At 60.0% G+C, this 17823-nt stretch carries 17 protein-coding genes; 13 read left to right on the plus strand and 4 right to left on the minus strand.

Annotated features, from left to right (window positions below; translation table 11 throughout):
- Positions 1 to 303 precede the first annotated feature (303 nt).
- Positions 304 to 1263 (minus strand): helix-turn-helix transcriptional regulator, encoded by a 960-nt coding sequence (locus tag MJ257_RS08965; protein WP_240268928.1) that lies wholly within the window; start codon positions 1261 to 1263, stop codon positions 304 to 306.
- Between the two features lie 147 nt (positions 1264 to 1410).
- Between MJ257_RS08965 and MJ257_RS08970 the strand changes: the two genes are divergently transcribed.
- The 4 genes from MJ257_RS08970 to MJ257_RS08985 all read left to right on the plus strand — a co-directional run bounded on the left by MJ257_RS08970 (position 1411) and on the right by MJ257_RS08985 (position 4409).
- Positions 1411 to 1833, plus strand: a complete 423-nt coding sequence (locus tag MJ257_RS08970) for a VOC family protein (protein ID WP_240268929.1) — start codon at positions 1411 to 1413, stop codon at positions 1831 to 1833.
- Positions 1834 to 1930: 97 nt separating this feature from the next.
- Entirely contained in the window at positions 1931 to 2269 is a 339-nt protein-coding gene (locus MJ257_RS08975) for a thioredoxin family protein (RefSeq protein ID WP_240268930.1), read from the plus strand.
- Positions 2270 to 2342: 73 nt separating this feature from the next.
- Positions 2343 to 3311, plus strand: coding sequence for an AAA family ATPase (locus MJ257_RS08980; RefSeq protein WP_240268931.1), 969 nt, complete (start codon positions 2343 to 2345; stop codon positions 3309 to 3311).
- A 12-nt stretch (positions 3312 to 3323) separates the two neighbouring features.
- Entirely contained in the window at positions 3324 to 4409 is a 1086-nt protein-coding gene (locus tag MJ257_RS08985) for a DUF58 domain-containing protein (RefSeq protein ID WP_240268932.1), read from the plus strand.
- A gap of 29 nt (positions 4410 to 4438) precedes the next feature.
- Here MJ257_RS08985 and srtD read toward each other — a convergent pair whose 3' ends face one another.
- From srtD to MJ257_RS09000, 3 genes are all read right to left on the minus strand, one after another.
- Entirely contained in the window at positions 4439 to 5089 is a 651-nt protein-coding gene (gene srtD, locus MJ257_RS08990; RefSeq protein ID WP_240268933.1) for a class D sortase, LPxTATN-specific, read from the minus strand.
- A gap of 30 nt (positions 5090 to 5119) precedes the next feature.
- On the minus strand, positions 5120 to 5980 hold the full coding sequence (locus MJ257_RS08995; RefSeq protein ID WP_240268934.1) for a M73 family metallopeptidase: 861 nt from the start codon (positions 5978 to 5980) through the stop codon (positions 5120 to 5122).
- A gap of 195 nt (positions 5981 to 6175) precedes the next feature.
- The gene (locus tag MJ257_RS09000) at positions 6176 to 7099 is read right to left on the minus strand and encodes a GNAT family N-acetyltransferase (RefSeq protein WP_240268935.1); all 924 of its coding nucleotides are present in this window, start codon (positions 7097 to 7099) and stop codon (positions 6176 to 6178) included.
- Positions 7100 to 7268: 169 nt separating this feature from the next.
- On the opposite strand from MJ257_RS09000, the gene MJ257_RS09005 reads away from it, so the two are divergent.
- The 9 genes from MJ257_RS09005 to MJ257_RS09045 all read left to right on the plus strand — a co-directional run bounded on the left by MJ257_RS09005 (position 7269) and on the right by MJ257_RS09045 (position 17817).
- Positions 7269 to 8543, plus strand: coding sequence for a glycosyl hydrolase family 28-related protein (locus tag MJ257_RS09005; RefSeq protein ID WP_240268936.1), 1275 nt, complete (start codon positions 7269 to 7271; stop codon positions 8541 to 8543).
- Positions 8544 to 8677: 134 nt separating this feature from the next.
- Positions 8678 to 9739, plus strand: coding sequence for a polysaccharide deacetylase family protein (locus tag MJ257_RS09010; protein WP_240268937.1), 1062 nt, complete (start codon positions 8678 to 8680; stop codon positions 9737 to 9739).
- A gap of 11 nt (positions 9740 to 9750) precedes the next feature.
- On the plus strand, positions 9751 to 10443 hold the full coding sequence (locus MJ257_RS09015; RefSeq protein WP_240268938.1) for a YveK family protein: 693 nt from the start codon (positions 9751 to 9753) through the stop codon (positions 10441 to 10443).
- A complete protein-coding gene (locus MJ257_RS09020) occupies positions 10440 to 11459 on the plus strand; it encodes a Gfo/Idh/MocA family protein (protein WP_240268939.1) in 1020 nt (339 codons plus the stop codon). Before MJ257_RS09015 ends, MJ257_RS09020 begins: the two co-directional genes overlap by 4 nt.
- A gap of 50 nt (positions 11460 to 11509) precedes the next feature.
- Positions 11510 to 12844, plus strand: a complete 1335-nt coding sequence (locus tag MJ257_RS09025; protein WP_240268995.1) for a nucleotide sugar dehydrogenase — start codon at positions 11510 to 11512, stop codon at positions 12842 to 12844.
- A 245-nt stretch (positions 12845 to 13089) separates the two neighbouring features.
- The gene (locus MJ257_RS09030; RefSeq protein WP_178019958.1) at positions 13090 to 13677 is read left to right on the plus strand and encodes an acyltransferase; all 588 of its coding nucleotides are present in this window, start codon (positions 13090 to 13092) and stop codon (positions 13675 to 13677) included.
- A gap of 5 nt (positions 13678 to 13682) precedes the next feature.
- The gene (locus MJ257_RS09035) at positions 13683 to 14876 is read left to right on the plus strand and encodes a DegT/DnrJ/EryC1/StrS family aminotransferase (protein WP_240268940.1); all 1194 of its coding nucleotides are present in this window, start codon (positions 13683 to 13685) and stop codon (positions 14874 to 14876) included.
- 30 nt (positions 14877 to 14906) lie between these two features.
- Complete coding sequence (locus tag MJ257_RS09040) at positions 14907 to 16364, plus strand: lipopolysaccharide biosynthesis protein (RefSeq protein ID WP_240268941.1); 1458 nt, start codon at positions 14907 to 14909, stop codon at positions 16362 to 16364.
- Positions 16365 to 16368: 4 nt separating this feature from the next.
- Positions 16369 to 17817, plus strand: coding sequence for a polysaccharide deacetylase family protein (locus tag MJ257_RS09045; RefSeq protein WP_240268942.1), 1449 nt, complete (start codon positions 16369 to 16371; stop codon positions 17815 to 17817).
- Positions 17818 to 17823: the final 6 nt, after the last annotated feature.

Genomic DNA, 17823 nt, shown 5'->3' on the forward strand with positions numbered 1-17823 from the left:
CCCGCTTCTTCTCTCGAATTTGGTTTTGTCGCCTATTACTTCGAGATTTGGGGAGGTACTCCTTTTTCTATGTCCAAAAAAACCAGCTACATCAAGGGATACGAATTATGAAATTGACTCGGTTTTCCATCTAATGGGGGCAAAACGGCGATAAATGGGTGAAATAAGTGGAGGTTTTCCACTTGGCGAATGCGATCGCGGGGCAGGCCGGGGTAGGGTCAGTGCTGCAGGCTGGCGGCGCAGGGTCAGTGTTACAGGCCAACGATGCAGAGCCAGCGGTGCAGGCCAGCAAGCGGGTAGAGCCTACGAATACTTCTCCAACAGCTCGGTCAATGTCCGCCTCATCGTGTCCAACAGCTCCGGTGGGCCCAGTACGGTGGCATCCTGGCCGAGGCCGATGAAGAACGCCGACAAGTATGGGAGCTCGCTGGCAGGGATCGGCCCCACCAACCGGCCAGAGCCGTCCTCGCGGACGTGCAGCTTCAGGCGGCGGTGGATGAGCTGGCCCTCGCAGGCCTCAACGCCCAGCCGGCTAAGCTCGACAACGCAGTCCAGCAGCGCCGGCTTGCGGCCGAGGTGCTCCTCCCAGTTGCCGAGGTGGATGTGGCGCAAATCGAGCGGCGCCGGAGCGCCGGGTCCCTCGGCTGCTTCGGCTGCGGCGATGCGGTCGCAGCGGAACATGCGGAAGTCGCGGCGCTCGAAGCAATAGGCGGGGCAATACCATAAGCCGCCGCTGGCGAAGATGCCGACCGGTTGGATCTGCCGGCAGGTTGAGACGCCGCGGCGCGATTCGTATTCGATGCGAAGGACCTGTTGCCGAATGGCTCCTTCCAGCAGCAAGCCCAGATAAGGAAAAGCCGATTGACGCGCAGGAGTCACGAAGTCGACCCGGTTTTTCATTTGGTCGATACGGTCCCGCACGTCGCTGGACATGTAGTGATAGAACTTGCCGAGCGCCGAGGAGGCTTCCGTTTCGAACGGGAGAAACTCGTAATGGCGCAGGGCGTGGCTGGCGAAGAAGATCGACACCGCCTCCTCCTCCGTAAACGCGATCGGAGGGAGCACGCGCTCGTTAAGCACTTGGTATCCGCCATGCGGCCCAACCTCGGAATATAAGGGGACGCCGAGCTCGCTAAGCTCCTGCAAATCCCGCAGGATCGTGCGGGAGGAGACCCCGAATTCATCGGCCAATTCCTTGACGGTAAATTTCCGTTTGCGGTTTACGGTCATCATCAGCTCCATGAGCCGTTTCGATTTGGACATGTCTTCGTAGCTCCGTTCATGAATTTTATTATTTATGACAATAGTTGTCACTATTATGGGCTACACTGAGATCAAAGTCCAGTAAACGGACTTAATCCGGCGCCTCGGCGTGCGGGGAATTGATGAATATAAAGGAGCGGATCGAACATGATTTTATTGGCTAGCCCGTTGATTGCGATGAATGGAGAAGCGGCGGAGGCGATTGCTTTCTATGAACAAGCGCTGGAGGCGAAGGTGGTCTTTAAGCAAACCTTCGGTGAAATGCCGGAGCCCAAGGAGCCGATGAGCGAGGAACTGCAGAAACGGATTTCCCATTCGGTGTTGAAGCTGGGAGACGCCGAGATGTACGTGTCGGACAAGTTTCCGGACGAGCCGCACAGCGTCGGCAACCAGGTGACTGTGTGCCTCACGGTGGACACGGCCGAGCACGCGCAGCGGTTGTTTGACGCCCTGAAGCAAGGAGGCGAGGTGCACCGGCCGCTGCAGCCGATCTATTTCAGCCCGGCGTACGGCATCGTCACCGATAAGTTCGGCGTCACCTTCTACGTATTTACCAGACGACCGGCGTAAAGCCGGATCCTCGGCGGCCTTTTCGCTTTTTTGGCGAAAGGGCCGTTTTCCTATGCTATGATAGGAGTCAGGAGAATGACAAGGGAGGTGGGAGCCCGTGCCCCTACGCGAAATCACGGAGCAGGAATGGCTGGAGCGAATGGAGAAGAGGATGGAGACGGAGCAAGCGGAAAGGGCAACCGGCAGAGAGGCTTTGTTTTTCGTAACGGCTCTCTGCGGAACCTGCCAATTGGCGGAAAAGATGCTGGAGATCGTCCTGGCGTCCGGCCCTTGCATTCCGGTGTCCAAACTGAACATCAACTATACCCCGAGGCTGCGGGAGCGGTGGCAGATCGCCAGCGTCCCTTGCCTGGTCGTGCTGCAAGACGGCGAGCCGGTCCGGCAGGAATACGCCATGCGTTCGGTGGTGGACTTGAGCGAGTGGCTGCGGGCTTGATCGCCTTGGCCAATAGCAAAAGGAAAGCGGTAACAAACGGACTCCTAATTTTGCGATAAAGGTGGTTATACCTATGGAACTGCGGGAAGCGATAGAGATTATCGGGCGGATTCGCCGCAATATCGGCGAGGTGGTGGTCGGGAAGGAGGAAGTGGTCGACCTGCTGCTCGCCGCCTTGCTCGGGAACGGGCATGTGCTGCTGGAGGACGTGCCGGGCACCGGAAAAACGCTTTTGGCCAAAGCGCTGGCCAAATCGCTCGGCGGCGATTTCAAGCGGATTCAATTTACGCCGGACCTGCTGCCTTCGGATTTGAGCGGCATTAACTTCTACAACCAAAAAACCGGGGAATTCGAGTTCCGCTCCGGGCCGGTGTTCACCCACGTGTTGCTAGCCGACGAGATCAACCGGGCGACGCCGCGGACGCAATCCAGTCTGCTGGAGTGCATGGAGGAGCGGCAGGTGACGATCGACGGGGTGACGCATGAGTTGGCGGCGCCGTTCTTGGTCATGGCGACGCAAAACCCGGTCGACCAACAGGGGACGTTCCCGTTGCCGGAGGCCCAATTGGACCGCTTCCTGATGCGGATCGCCATGGGATACCCGACGTCCGACGAGGGCGTGTCCATCCTTCGGCGCTTCAAGGAGCGCCAGCCGTTGGCCGAGCTGGGTCCGGCCGCCTCGGCCGCGGAAGTGGCGGAAGCGCAGCGGTTCGCGCGGTCCGTCCGCGTGGAGGAGGACCTGCTCGCCTACATTGTGGCAATCACCGAGGCGACCCGGAAGCATCCGGAGGTCAAGCTGGGAGCAAGCCCGCGGGCGAGCATGAGCTTGCTGCGCGCCTCGCAAGGGTTTGCGCTGCTCCAGGGCCGCGATTACGTGACGCCGGACGACATCAAGGCGGTGGCCGCGCCGGTGCTGGCGCATCGGCTGCTTCTGCGCCACGGGCTGCGCGGCGCGGACCAACCCGGCGCCGAGGTGGTGCGCCAAGCGCTCGAGCAGGTGGAGGTTCCGGCCGAAACGGTGCCGGCGGCAAAGGGAAATTAGGGGGACGAACCGATGTCGATGCAGCTTCCATGGCTCCTTGTCAGCGCCGCGCTGATTATCGTGCTGCTGGCGTTCGTGTACCGCTGGCGGGCGCTTAAAGGTATTCAATATCGACGCTATTTCACCGAACGGGCGGTGTTCGAAGGGGATACCGTCGAGATGGTCGAGGTCATCGCCAACGCCAAGCTGCTGCCGCTGCCGTGGTTGCGGCTCGAATCGAGCATTGCCGCCGGCCTGACGTTCGGGCGGCAGAGCAATTTGAATATCCATGCCGGGGAGATCTACCAGAACCACAGCAGCTTGTTTTACTTGCGGTCGTACCGGCAAATCACCCGACGCCACGAAGTGGTCTGCTCGCGCCGGGGGCAATATCGGCTCGAGTCGGCAACGATGACGACGGGCGACCCGCTGGGGCTGAACGCCGAGGTCAAGCGATTCCCTCTGGACCTTGAGCTGCTCGTTTACCCGCGGATTCTGGAGCTGCAGGAGCTGCCGCTGCCGAACCACAGCTGGCTGGGGGAACTGCCCGTCCGGCGCTGGATCGTGGAGGATCCATTCCTGACGGCGGGCATTCGCGAGTACCGGCCCGGGGATCCGCTCGGAAACATCAACTGGAAGGCGACCGCCCGCACCGGCGAGCTCCAGGTACATAAACGCGATTATACGGCCGACCACCGGCTGATGATCTGCCTGAACCTGGAGACCAGCGATTCGATGTGGAGAACGGTCGTCGAACCGGAGCGCATCGAGCTGGGCATCCGCTATGCGGCGACCGTGGCCGAGCATGCGCTGCGCAGCGGCCTGGCAGCGGGGTTCGCCTGCAATGCGCGTTTGGCCGACGGACCAAGGGAGCCGATCCGCATCGAGCCGCATGCGTCCTCCGACCAGCTCACGCTGTTGTTGGAGACCCTGGCTCGGATGGTGCTGGACAAAACCGCTTCGATGATCCGGATGCTGGAAATCGAACTGGAGGCGGGGGCGACCGATACCGACTACCTGATCATCTCCTGCCACCAAGGGGAGAAGCTGGCGGAAACGGCCGAGCTGCTGCGGCAAAACGGCAACGGCGTGGAGTGGATGGAGATTCCCGCAGTATAAATCGCCATATATGCAAGAAGAAGCGCCGGTCAAGGATCCGGCGCTTCTTCTATTAATTTGGCCGTAAGCAGGAATCGTTCCGGGGCTGGCCCGACATAGGTGAACGGGTAGCAGGTAATCAGCGTCAGCAGCGGCTCGGTGGAGGCCTGAACCGCATCGGCGTCGTCCTCGTCGACGATTCTTCGCCCCGTTACCTCATAGGCGAAACGCCCCGAGGATGTCTCGACCTTGATCCGGTCGCCCGCTTTCAGCTTGCCGAGGCTGCGGAAGACAGTATCCCGATGGCCGGCGAGCACGCTGTTGCCGTCTTCGCCGGGGAGCGGGCTGCCGGGAACATGCCCTGCTCCCAGCTTAAGCGGCCCGTTCCCGGTTCCCTCTACGATCGCATAGCGCTGATCGAGGGAAGGGAAGGCGATTTCGCCGAGAAGCTCGCCGTCCGCCGCCGCTCCCGCAGGCGCCGCCGAACCTCCGTCGCCCCCCGTTTGCCGAAGCTTTCCGGCCAACGCAGGGGACAGCGGATTTTCGTCTGCTGCCCGCGCCGCGCTGCTGCCTTCCGTTTCCCGCTGCAGCTCATCCCATTGCCGCAGGGCTTGCTGTGCGTCCAGAGGAGCGCGGATCGCCTGAAACGTGGAGTAGGCCAACACTATCAAGGAGACGGAAAACATCAGCCATGCAGCCATTCGCAGTAACGGACGTTTGCGCCGCATCGATTATTCCCGCCCGGATTTTCGGAGGAACATGCCGGTTCCGACTGTGGCAAACAAACTGATCAGAATCAGGTTAAACCAAGGATTCGCCGTTTGCGGCAGCTCCTCCATCATGCCCTGGCCGCTATCGCCCGGTCCCGGACCGGGATCGGCCGGCGGTGTTTGCGTAGGGTCTTGAGGCGCCAGATCCGGTTCATCCGGCTGCTCCGGCGTGGAGGAATCGGGCTCCTCCCCGGAGGGGGTTCCCGGAGGCAGCTCGCCTGGTTGTTCCGGGCTCACTCCCGGGTTGCCTGGAGGGTTGCCTCCGCTCACGGGAGTCGGATCATTCGGCTGGGACGGCCCGCCGCCCGGAGGATTGGAGCCCCCTCCGCCGCCGTTCGAAGGCGGTTCTTCGGCATAAGCGGAAAAGGCGAACGCGATCGTCGCCGCCTTGCCTTGATACTCATTGCCGGCCTCCTCCGGGAAAATGACGCTTAAATCGAATTCATTCTCCCCGCCCGCCGCGAGGCGGCCCAAAGCGATGTCCTGCTGCTCTTGATGCAGCGCGCCGTCATAGATGACGGTGTCCCCGTCTTTAACGGTCAACTGAAGGACATCGAAGAACTCCGTATCCCCCGAGACAAAGCGCGTCCGCACCTTGTAGTCGAAAGCGGCGGTGCCGTCGTTGGCGACCGTAAACGTCCGCTCGACCCGGTCCCCGGGTTTTAAATTGCTCATCGGAAGCTCGCTGCTCAATTCCGTTCCAATCCGCAGCTTCAGGGTATCTGCTGCGGCGTTGGCCTGTCCTGCATGCCACACCACCCCGGCCAGGATGGAAGCGGCGTAAACGGCTATGGCATATTTGCGGTAGCCCCGATTCCTCACCCTTTTCAATGGTCCCCATCCTTTCCCTTCCTTGCGACTCGGTTCGGCCCATTCAAGCTGCAGCAGGTATTCAATCCCTGCCGGAGGGCAACCGCCATTCGCTAGAATGTTCGTTATAACGAACCAATGCTTATGTCTATTATATCTATTTTTTAGTAAATGGGAAGGGGGAAATCAGGCGAAACGTTTCATGCGTCAAGTGGGTTGGTTGCCCCGGGCAAACCGCAACCAATCCCGCCCTGCCCGGAAAATCTCCTTCACCCCCGGAGGCCGGACGAGATAATAAGGCGTGACTCGGCCTCCCCAGTTGGTCTTGGAGTAGGCGACGGTGGGGAGATTGGCCCCGGCGAAATCGAATTCGGCAAAGCCGGCGTCCGCCAAGTCCTGCAGGGCAAAGCTTTGCGATTGTTGAACCACGCCCCGGTTCAGATGCTCCGTTTTGCTGGCGGCGATCCATCCGAACGCGCGCCGGCCGTCCAGCGCAACCACTACGCTGGCGCTGACCGGTTCTCCCGATGGCGCATAACAGACATAGGCCCGAAAGGCTTGATCCCCCAGCAGGTCCTGGACCCGCTCAAGGTCCTGCAGCGTGAGCCGGTGGCTGAAGCCCTGCCGCGACTCCGTGCCCTGTAGGCATTGATGCACCTCGGCCATATTCCGCGACAACGCCGTCCGGTAGCCGGCGGCAGCCGCCTTTTTGATTTTTGCGCGGATCTCCGTGCTGGCCTGCTCGAGGGCGTAGGGGAGCTCCACGACGTACGTATATTTCACCTCTGCTTTAAAACCGCTCCACAAAAAGGGACGGATGTCGGCAATATCGGGCGGGAAAACGAAGCTGGCGCTGCGCTGGGTCTTTAGCAAATCCGGAATCATCGCCTTGGCGGCTTCGTGCCATTGCCGGTTTAACTTATAAGGCTTATCCGTCGGTGTCGGATGGAAGGCGAAGGGGTGGTAAGGATTCAAAGGCGGCAAATACAAGTGGCCTTTCCGGTTGAAGAAAAACAATCCCTCCCCCCGCGCCGCCGAATTGGAGGCTTCCCAACGGACGACGCGTGCGCTGCAACCCCATTTTTGGGTGTGGAATTCCGCCCATTTTTCCCATAAATCGCGATTGTTCATATTGATTACCTCGGGTTTCTTTTTAAGGCATACCGCGCCTTACAGCCAGCCTATGATCTTGTCCAGCCGAATATGCGCAATAGACGCGGCGCGGACCAAGGCATATGCCGCTCCCTCCGGAGAGACTTGGCATTATATATAAGCAAACGAACGCATAGGAGGGAAGACCATGATATCGGTAACGAATTTTGGGGCGAAAGGCAACGGAGTGACGGACGACACCGCGGCCATTCAAAGGGCGCTCAACCAGGCGGCGGCAACCGGAGATACCGTTTATTTCCCCAAGGGGGTCTACTTGGTCAATCCGGCCAAAACCTTGCAAGTTGGCGGCAACACCACGGTCAAGGGAGAAGGCCGCGCCTCGGTCATCCGCGCCTCGTCCAGCAGTTTTGGCTGGGAGTTGGTGCGGGTGACGGGCAAGGACATCCTGTTAACTGGCCTTGTTCTTGACGGCAATCGGCGGGTGAACCGGGCGCTGACGATTGCCGGAGGGAGTGCGAGGGTTACGGCTCAAGGGTTGCTCGTCCAAGGGGCCACGCATAGCAGTGACCGGCGCAGCGATTATTATGCGGGCGTCGTGTCCGGCATCGTGGTGCTCGGCAACACGGAGTCGATTGCCATTCAGGGATCCGAGATCGCTGACGTTGTCGCTCGAAACGTGGGAGGAACCGGTCTTGTCGCCCGGGGAATTTACGTCACGACAACCTGGGCCAGCAGGGAACGGGCCGCTCGGCAGGTATCGATCACCGGCTGCTCCATTCATCATATCGGCCCGGCCGACGACGGCGACGGCATCTATTATGAGGACCCGGCGATGGAGGAGAACCGAGGTACGTCGGTCGGCAGTCTGATCGTCGGCAACCGCTTCGATTATTGCGCCAAGCGGGCGGTCAAGGTGTTTGCCAAAGGGGTCACCGTGCGCGGCAATGCGATCAACAATCCTTACCTGGGCAACAACTACTATATGGGCGTGGAAAAAGGCCGGCTGGCGCCGGACATGTATGCGGCGATCAGCATCTACGGAGGAGACAGCGTCGTAGAGGGCAACCAAATCGCCGGCAACGGCAGCTTTTATGCGGCGATCGAAGTCGGGGCTGGCGTGACCGTCGAAAACGTGGCCATTCAAGGCAACTCCGTCGTCATGGGCAGCCAAAGCGAGATCAAGGGAACAACGGCGATTCGTCTCGGGAACATCCGCGATTTCGTGATTGGGAGCAATGATCTGCAAAACGGCGAACGCGGAATCTGGACTTGGCAAAACGCCGAGAATGGGCGAATCGAAAACAACGTGATCCGCATGCCGCGGGGCGGCGGGATCGACTTGACGACGTACCTGCGCGGGTATACCCAAAAGAATATTTTCTGCACGGGGAACCGGATTACGGCGTCTTCCTTCAAAGTGAAAACCTCCTCGTTAACCAATGCGAATGTGGTGGTTCAGTAGAGGTTCATCCTACGCGAAGCGATTTTTTTAAATTCAAGCTACTAAATTGGCAAGACCCTGAATATAAGACTATATAGCAACCAACTTGGTAGACGGTAGATGTCACAGTTTGACCCGAGAAGAGGTGATTCAAATTGGCGGAGAAAGCGGGAATCCTGGTCGTTTCGCTTGACTTCGAGTTATATTGGGGAGTCCGGGACCTTTATACCAAGGCGGAGTACGGAGCGAAATGGTTGCGAGAAAGGGAGAGGATTCCCGGCCTGCTAGAGTTGTTCCGGGAGTTCGGCGTGCATGCGACTTGGGCGACGGTGGGGCTGTTGTTTTTTGCGGACCGGCGTGAGCTGCTGTCGGGTCTGCCATCGCTCAAACCAGGGTACGCCGATCCCACGCTTTCGCCCTACAGCGAAATCGAATCCGGCTCTATCGGCGAGGGGGAGGCGGATGATCCTTATTTCTTTGCCCCGACGCTGATCGAGCAGATCCGCCAGACCCCGGGTCAAGCGATTGGATCGCATACGTTTTCGCATTTTTACTGCATGGAGAAGGGGCAGACCGTCGACGAGTTTTACAGCGACCTGCAGGCGGCGGTAGCGGCGGCGGAACAAAGGGGAATCTCCCTGCAAAGTCTGGTGCTTCCGCGCAACCAGTTGCGTCGCCAGTATATGCGCAGACTGCCGGAGCTCGGGTTCAAGACGTACCGGGGGAATCCCCGCCACCCGCTGTACCGCGGCGGATATTCCGTTTCCGATCATTTTCTGCGCCGGGCGCTTCGGCTGGCCGACAGCTACCTGAACCTGACCGGGCACCACACTTATCCGGTGGATTCGATCTCGCCCAAGCTGCCGATCGATCTGCCGGCCAGCTTCTTCTTCCGGACACCGCCTGAAACGCTCAGGCGGCTGGAGCCGCTTCGATTGAAGCGCATCAAGGACGGCATGACTCAGGCCGCCCGGCAGGGTCAGGTGTACCATCTCTGGCTTCATCCGTACAACGCGGCGGAAGAAACGGGGTTTCGATCGCTGGAAGCGGTAGTACGCCACTACCGCCATTTGGCCGAGCAATACGGAATGATCAGCTTGAATATGGAAGAGCTTGGGGAGCGGGTATTGGCGGGGGCGGAGAAACCGGCACCGGTCATACCTGCGGAATCCGTGGAATTTACCGAGAACCGAAGCTTGCAGGCATTAATCGAATGAGGTGAACGACTATGGATATGGTAGCCGTGTGGAACGCCGTCCGGCGGCATGTTCTGGCATTTTTGATCGTCCTGGCGGCTTGCGTCGGACTGGCTGTGCTTCTGAACGAAGTGGTAACTCCATCCTACCGGGCCAACGTGAGTCTGGTTGCCAATATCGCCTCGAATCCGGAATCGAGTACCTACAACGAATTTCTGGCCAGCCAGATGCTGACCAAAACCTACGAGGATACGATCCAAAGCCGCTATATCGCCGCCGAGGTCAAAAAGAAGGTATCCACCCCTGACACGGTCATTCAGATGCTGAAAAAGATCAAGGTCCGCACCGATCCCGGAACCCTGGTCATCCTGCTGTCTTATACGGGAGACGATCCGAAGCAGGCGGTAGCGATTGCCAACGCCTTCGCCGAAACGTTCATCGCCAAATCCAAGGAGATCGTGGCCGCCGCGAACGTTTCGATTCTTGACTCCGCCAGCCTGGAGGAGACCAAGACGCCGGTCAGCCCGCGCAAAGCGCTGAACCTCGCGCTCGCCGGCTTCGTGGGCTTGTTCGCGGGACTCAGCTTGGCACTGATCCTGGATGCGCGGCATCTTCGCAACAAAAAAAGCCGGCAGGCGCGCCGGCACCTGCCGGACGATTATTCGGAGCTTGGCGACGCCCTGGTCCGGATCGAGAAGAAATATAAAGGGAGGGCGGCCAAATGATGAATTTCGCCATCGTCGGCTGCGGGCATATTGCTTACAAGCATGTCGACGCGATCAAAAAAACGGAAGGAGCCCGGCTTGCGGCCGTGTGCGATCCCAATCCGGACCGGCTGGCGGAGTTGCGGGCGATCACCTCGGCCGCCTCCTATCCGGACCTCGGCACGATGCTGGCGGAGCAGCCGGACATTGACGCGGTGTGCATCTGCGCGCCTAGCGGGCTTCACGGGGCACTGGCGCTTGAAGCGCTGCGGGCAGGCAAGCATCTTGTGCTGGAGAAGCCGGTGACCTTAGATCTAACGGAGGCGGAGCAGCTGCGGCACGCCGTCCGTTTAAGCGGCGTAAAGGCTACGGTGGTTCACCCGAACCGGTACCGACCGGCGATGCGGGCGCTTCGGGCGGCGCTGGCGGAGCAGCGATTCGGCAAGCTGAGCCATGTCAACATGACCGTTCGCTGGAACCGCAGCCAAGCCTATTACGACCAGGCGGCCTGGCGCGGCACGAAAGCGATGGACGGCGGCGTGCTGCTCAATCAGGCGATTCATGGCCTGGATTTGCTGCAATGGCTGTTTGGTCCGGTCGCGGAGGTCAAGTCGCTGACGGCGACGCGGCTGAAGCAGATCGAATCGGAGGATGTGGCGATCGCGGCGATCCGGCTGGACAGCGGCGCGCTGGGCGTGATCGAAGCCGCCACCACGGTGTACGGGCATAACCTCGAGGAGAGCATCTCCGTGTTCGGGGAGGAGGGTTACGCCGTGATCGGCGGAAAGACGGCCAACTGGATCCGGCATTGGGTATGCGCCTCGATGTCGCGGGAAGAGACGGAAGCGTTGATTCGCAGGGTGGACGAGGATCCTTACGGCGTGCCGGGACACCAGTGCATCATCGCCGATCTGGTCCAAGCCGTTCAGGAGGACCGGGAACCGGAAATCACGCTGGAGGACGGCATTCGCGCCGTGAAGCTGGCGCTGGACATGACCGGAGGGGGCAGCGGTGAACCTGCCCATACCCTTGGATAGGAAGGAGGCGGTACGTCATGCATAGCGGAATGCAAAGGCAAAGCAGATGGATGGAAAACACGGAGAATTCCGGGAGCGGGCAGGCCGAGCTGCTGCGCAAGCTAAAGGACAAAACCGCGGTGATCGGCGTGATTGGATTGGGGTATGTGGGGCTGCCGCTGGCCGTCGAAAAAGCGAAGGCCGGTTACCGCGTCATCGGATTTGACGTGCAAAGCCGGAAGATCGAGATGCTAAACCGGGGCCATAACTACATAGGCGACGTCGTGGACGAGGATTTGCGCGGGATGGTGGAAGACGGACGGCTGCGGGCTACCGCGGAGTACGCGTTTTTGCGCGAAGTGGATGCCGTGGCGATCTGCGTCCCAACGCCGCTCGATATTTATCAGCAGCCGGATACGAGCTACGTGGAGAATTCCACGCGGGAAATCGCCCGGTTTTTGCACCCGGGGATGCTGGTCGTGCTGGAAAGCACCACGTACCCCGGGACGACGGAGGAACTGGTGCGGCCGATCCTCGAGGCAACGGGGTTGCGTTGCGGTGTTGATTTTTTCCTGGCGTATTCCCCGGAGCGGGTGGACCCCGGCAATAAAACCTACAACACGAAAAATACGCCAAAAGTCGTCGGCGGCGTCACGCCGGCATGCTCGGAGGTGGCCGAGGCGCTGTACCGCCAGGTCCTGAACGGCGACGTGCACGTCGTATCCAGTCCGGCCGTCGCGGAAATGGAGAAAATTTACGAGAACACGTTCCGCCATATTAACATCGCCTTGGCGAATGAGATGGCCGTTCTCTGCAGCCGGATGGGGATCAACGTGTGGGAAGTGATCGAAGCGGCGAAGTCCAAGCCCTATGGATTCATGACTTTTTATCCGGGGCCGGGGCTCGGCGGACATTGCATTCCCGTCGATCCGTTTTACTTGACCTGGAAGGCGCGGGAGTACGGTTACCATACCCGCTTGATCGAGTTGGCGGGGGAGATCAACAATGCGATGCCGGAGTTCGTCGTGCGGCGGATTGGCGACATCTTAAACGGCGACCGCAAGTCGCTGAGCGGCTCGACCGTCTATTTGCTGGGCGTCGCGTACAAAAAGGACATCGACGATTACCGCGAATCGCCGGTGCTGAAAATGATCGGGCTGTTGGAGGAGCGGGGCGCCACCGTATGGACCAGCGACACGCATATTGCGGAGTTCAGGCACCGCGGCCTCGCCTATACGTGCGAGGAATTGACCGAGCAGCGTCTGAAGGAAGCCGATATCGCGGTGATCACGACCGATCATTCAGGCTTCGACTACGAGCTGATCGGACGCGCCAGCCGCAGCCTGCTCGACACCCGGAACGCGATGAAGGACCAGGTTAAGCCGGAGCGGTATTACTTGCTGTAGGTGTGCCGCCCGCCTGGCTTGCCGCCGGCGGATGGATGGATGGATCGGCGGGAGAGACCGGGGGAACCGCCGGGGAACAGGCGGAATGTTGCATTGGGTACAACATTTCAGCTCGAAAACGGCGTGGAGCTGCGAAATGGTTGTACTTTATGGAACATTACGCCACGTGCGCCGCACGTTCAGCTATAAAATGTTGCGCTTTTTACAACATCCCTCACCCATTAACCTTATGAGGAGTTAATCACATGAACGGATACGGATTTATTCACGAAACCGCGGTTGTCGATCCGGGTGCGCAGGTTGGGGAAGAGACGAAAATCTGGCATTTTGCTCACGTGTCATCGGATGCGGTTATCGGCAGCCGGTGCAGCTTAGGGCAAAACGTCTACGTCGCTAACCGCGTCCGCATCGGCAATGGAGTCAAGATCCAAAACAACGTTTCCGTCTACGAGGGCGTCATTTTGGAGGACGAAGTGTTCTGCGGGCCAAGCATGGTTTTTACCAATGTGCGGACCCCACGCGCGGCATTCCCGCGCAACCGCAGCGAGGATTATCTCAGGACGCGGGTCGGGCGCGGCGCGTCGATCGGGGCGAACGCGACCATCGTCTGCGGAGTCACGATCGGCGAATGGGCCTTGATCGCGGCCGGGGCCGTCGTGACCCGCGATGTGCAGCCCTATGCGCTGATCGCCGGGGTACCCGGACGGCGCATCGGCTGGGTGTGCCGCTGCGGGAAGACGTTGGGCTTTAGCGGCGGGGCGGGACGGTGCGGCGACTGCGGCCGGGAATACCGGTTGGAACAGGACGCCGTAGCGATGACGAAGGAAGGGTGAGGGACATGGAGCCATTACGGATCGGAGGACAACAATCAAACGGTATCGCCGGGAGTCCGGGGGAATCGGGGACGGCGACCGCGGCCGGGAAGCAATCGGCGATTCCTCTGCTGGATTTGAAGCGGGAGATCGCGGAGCTGAAACCGCAGATCCTCCAGGCGATCGAAGGCGTGCTGGACGAGGCGGCGTTCATCATGGGCAGCCAGGTGAAGCGGCTGGAGCAAGAGGTTGCCGAGTACCTGGGAACGAAGCATGCGATTGCGCTGAATTCCGGTACGGACGCGCTGGTCATTGCTTTGCTGGCGGCCGGGATCGGGCCTGGCGACGAGGTGGTCACGACGCCGTTTACGTTCTTCGCCACGGCGGAGGCGATCAGCCGCGTGGGGGCGGAGCCGGTGTATGCCGACGTCAATCCGCTGACCTACAATCTGGACCTGGACGGCCTGGAGGCAGTCATTACGCCGCGCACAAAGGCAATCATCCCCGTGCACCTGTTCGGCCGCCCGCTGGACATGGACCGGCTAATGGAGCAGGCTCGCCGCCACGGGTTGATCGTCATTGAGGATACGGCCCAGGCTTTTGGCGCGGAGGCGGGGGGACGAAAAGCCGGGACGATCGGGGAGATGGGATGCTACTCCTTCTTTCCATCAAAGAACCTTGGGGCCTACGGCGACGGCGGACTGCTGGTCACGGACGATCCGGAGTTGGCCGAGGCTGCGGCGATGCTGCGGACGCACGGCTCGAAGCGCAAATACATCAACGAGCGGGTCGGCTTCAACTCCCGGCTTGACGAGATCCAGGCGGCGATCCTGCGGGTCAAGCTGCCCTACATTGAAGCATGGAACGAAGGCCGCCGCCAGGCCGCGGCGCGTTATCATGAGCTGCTGCGGGACATCCCCGGGCTGATGCTTCCGGGCGAGGTTCCGACCGGCGATAAACAGGTGTTCCACCAATATACCTTACGCGTGCTGAACGGCCGGCGGGATGCGCTTCAGGCGGGGTTGTCCGAAGTCGGCATCAGCAGCATCGTGTACTACCCGTTGCCGGTGCACCGGCTCCCCGTCTATGCCGATCGCGGCTTGACGTTTCCGCTGGCGGACCGGCTGTCGCAGGAGGTGCTGTCCCTGCCCATTTGGCCGCAGATCGGCGCGGACGTGCAGGAACATATCGCGGGGCACATTCGCAGGCTGATGGGTTAATCTATTTTTCAAAGGACGATTATGCCAAACATGATGAAAAAACTCTCCTCCCCAATCATCCGCTATCTCAGGCAACTCGGGAAACTGCTGCGGATTCGGAGCCTGCCCGGCCTGGTACGGAGGCTCATGAATGACGGGTTCCTGCGGAACGTGGCCGTCCTGGCCAGCGGAACGATGATCAGCCAGGTGATCGTGATGGCGACACTGCCGGTATTAACACGCCTCTATTCGCCGACCGAATATGGCACGTACTCCATGTACCTGTCGATCATCGGGATTTTGCTGATGGTGATTTCTTTTTCCTATGAGAACGCCATTACCCTGCCGGAAGACGACCGTACCGCCTCCACCGTGCTGAGCTTGTCCCTGCGTATCTGTATCGGGGTCAGCATCGCGAGCGGCATCGGAATTCATATCTTGGAGGAGCCGCTGTCGGCTTGGCTGCACGAGTCGTATTTACCGCACTATTACCTGTTTTTTATCGTTAGCCTGTTCGGAGCCGGGTTTTACCAAATCCTGAACTACTGGTCGATTCGCAAAAAATACTTCAAACCGCTGGCGCGGACGAAATATACGCAAAGCCTCAGCCAGGTCTCTTCGCAAATCGGGCTTAGCTTGTTCAATCTCGGTCCGCTGGGGCTGATCATCGGCGACATCATCGGCCGCTTCGGCGGTTTGCTGCCGCAGTGGAGGCTGTGGCGACGGGATGTCAAAAGCCAGGCCATCACCTCGGATTGGGCCGATCTGAAGGAGAGCGCCTACCGGTATCGGCGGTTTCCGTTCCTGTCGATGGCCGCCGGACTGCTGAACAGCGTCGTGCTGTACGTGCCGACGATCCTGCTCGCTTCGTTCTACGGCCCGCAGGTAGCCGGATGGTTCGCGCTTTGCCAGCGTATTCTCGGCTCCCCGATGACGCTGATTATGACCTCCGTCCGCAACGTGTATTTGGCGGAATCCGCCGACTCCATGATCAACAATCCCCGCAGACTTTATCCTTTGTTCCGCAAAACGGTCCGCAACGTCTTCCTGTTCGGCGCGCTGGTCATTTTCGCCATCGTAGCCGTCGGTCCATACATGTTCTCCTTCCTGTTCGGAGAGGAGTGGGCCCGGTCGGGCAGCTTTATCCGCATCTTGTCGATCATGTACCTGAGCCAATTCGTGGCCAATTCCGTCGGCTCCACGATCGACGTCATGGAGCGTCAGGACCTGCACTTGTACCGGGAGATCATTCGAACGGCGCTTATCCTGGGCTCCCTGTATTTCGCTTGGCATACGCAGCAGTCGGCGGAAGTCGCGATCGGGTTGTTCAGCGCCGCGTCTACGCTGGGTTATGCGCTGCATCTGGGGCTCTCATGGCATTCGGTGCGGAAATACAAGGGAATGGGCAGCGAGGGGGAGTCCTCCCTGGAAACCGCTGATGAAGCCTCCGCAGAAGCCTCCGCAGAAGCTTCCGCGGAGATATCACTACTGGGCAAGGAGCGAGGATGACGGGATGCTGACGATTTTTTCACCTCCAGCAAGGGCCGCCGAGAGAGAATACATCTACCGCGTAATCCTGGGCGAGTTCCTTGGTCTGGACTATACCATCGTTTACCGGGACGGAGAGCATGTCGAATTGGCGTTGGCTGCGGACGCGGCAGGGGAAAGGGACGGTTCTTCGGTCCACCGGCTCCGTATGCCGGACGTGCTTTTGCAGACGCCCGACCGATTATGGCTTACCCCGGCCTCCTTGCCTAAGCTGCCGCTGGATCGATTTGCGCCGCCTGCGGGGGGACCGGAAGGGGAACCCCTGCCGGTGATCTACGGGGCGAGGGGCCGAACCGGCCGCTACCTCGAGTTGTTAACCGAAGAGGATGAGGGAGGTTATTATCTCGGTCTCGACGTGTTTGGCAGTTGTTTCTTTATGCTGACCAGGTATGAAGAGGTCGCGTTTCGGGAGCGGGACCGGCACGGGCGGTTTCCAGGACGCCGTTCCCTGGCTTGGCGCGAGTCCTTCCTGCATCGTCCGATCGTCAACGAGTATGTAGAGCTCCTGTGGGAATTGCTGCACAAGCTTTGGCCAGGGCTGTCTCGCAGGAAGCGGGAACCGTCCGTCGTCCTCAGCCATGACGTAGATTATCCGTTCTACGTTTATGGTCGCAGCCGGCTGCGCATGATTCGCGATATGATGATGGACCTTGTCCGCCGAAGGGATATCGAATCCGCCCGCAAAAAAGCCGGAGTGCTTCTCCGATCCCGGCGCGCGCTGGACCGCGATCCGTACAACACGTTCGACTGGCTGATGGAGTTAAGCGAACAAGCCGGGCTGCGCAGCGCCTTTTATTTCATTACCGAGGAGCATCGGGCCAAATCGGGACTTGACGGCAACTATTCCATCGACGACCCCGCAATCCAGCGGCTCCTGCGGGAAATTCATGTCCGGGGCCATGAGATCGGGCTGCATCCGGGTTATCATACGTTTTTGAATCCGGCGCGCATCCGCAGGCAATTTGAAAAGCTGCGGCAGATCGCCGAAACCAACGGAATCCGCCAGGCGGTTTGGGGCGGGCGACAGCATTACTTGCGATGGCGGGCGCCGGATACGTGGCAGTTCTGGGAGGATGCCGGCCTGGACTATGACAGCACGCTCAGCTATGCCGACCGGGCGGGCTTCCGCTGCGGCGTTTGCTACGAATTCCCGGTGTTTAACCTGAAGACCCGCCGGGAGTTGGCGCTCCGCGAACGTCCGTTGATCGTCATGGATCAGACGATCCTGCATCCCGAATATATGGGGCTCGGCCCCGAACAAGCCTATGATATGATCCGCAGGCTGTATCTGGAATGCCGCAAACATAACGGCGACTTCACGATGCTCTGGCACAACAGCCAACTCGTGAAATCGTCGGACCGGTCCGTTTACCGCAAGCTGGTGCTGGAGCTGCTGGGGCAGAACCAGCCGTAAGGGGGA

The sequence above is a fragment of the Paenibacillus timonensis genome (genome assembly GCF_022427145.1).
GTDB classification, from domain to species: Bacteria; Bacillota; Bacilli; order Paenibacillales; family Paenibacillaceae; genus Fontibacillus; species Fontibacillus timonensis.

Excerpts from the sequence above, each read along its gene's own strand:
- MJ257_RS08965 (WP_240268928.1), bottom strand. The coding sequence starts at position 1,263 with ATGTCCAAATCGAAACGGCTCATGGAGCTGATGATGACCGTAAACCGC.
- MJ257_RS08970 (WP_240268929.1), top strand. The coding sequence starts at position 1,411 with ATGATTTTATTGGCTAGCCCGTTGATTGCGATGAATGGAGAAGCGGCG.
- MJ257_RS08980 (WP_240268931.1), top strand. The coding sequence starts at position 2,343 with ATGGAACTGCGGGAAGCGATAGAGATTATCGGGCGGATTCGCCGCAAT.
- MJ257_RS08985 (WP_240268932.1), top strand. The coding sequence starts at position 3,324 with ATGTCGATGCAGCTTCCATGGCTCCTTGTCAGCGCCGCGCTGATTATC.
- srtD (WP_240268933.1), bottom strand. The coding sequence starts at position 5,089 with ATGGCTGCATGGCTGATGTTTTCCGTCTCCTTGATAGTGTTGGCCTAC.
- MJ257_RS09000 (WP_240268935.1), bottom strand. The coding sequence starts at position 7,099 with ATGAACAATCGCGATTTATGGGAAAAATGGGCGGAATTCCACACCCAA.
- MJ257_RS09005 (WP_240268936.1), top strand. The coding sequence starts at position 7,269 with ATGATATCGGTAACGAATTTTGGGGCGAAAGGCAACGGAGTGACGGAC.
- MJ257_RS09015 (WP_240268938.1), top strand. The coding sequence starts at position 9,751 with ATGGATATGGTAGCCGTGTGGAACGCCGTCCGGCGGCATGTTCTGGCA.
- MJ257_RS09020 (WP_240268939.1), top strand. The coding sequence starts at position 10,440 with ATGATGAATTTCGCCATCGTCGGCTGCGGGCATATTGCTTACAAGCAT.
- MJ257_RS09025 (WP_240268995.1), top strand. The coding sequence starts at position 11,510 with ATGGAAAACACGGAGAATTCCGGGAGCGGGCAGGCCGAGCTGCTGCGC.
- MJ257_RS09030 (WP_178019958.1), top strand. The coding sequence starts at position 13,090 with ATGAACGGATACGGATTTATTCACGAAACCGCGGTTGTCGATCCGGGT.
- MJ257_RS09035 (WP_240268940.1), top strand. The coding sequence starts at position 13,683 with ATGGAGCCATTACGGATCGGAGGACAACAATCAAACGGTATCGCCGGG.
- MJ257_RS09040 (WP_240268941.1), top strand. The coding sequence starts at position 14,907 with ATGATGAAAAAACTCTCCTCCCCAATCATCCGCTATCTCAGGCAACTC.
- MJ257_RS09045 (WP_240268942.1), top strand. The coding sequence starts at position 16,369 with ATGCTGACGATTTTTTCACCTCCAGCAAGGGCCGCCGAGAGAGAATAC.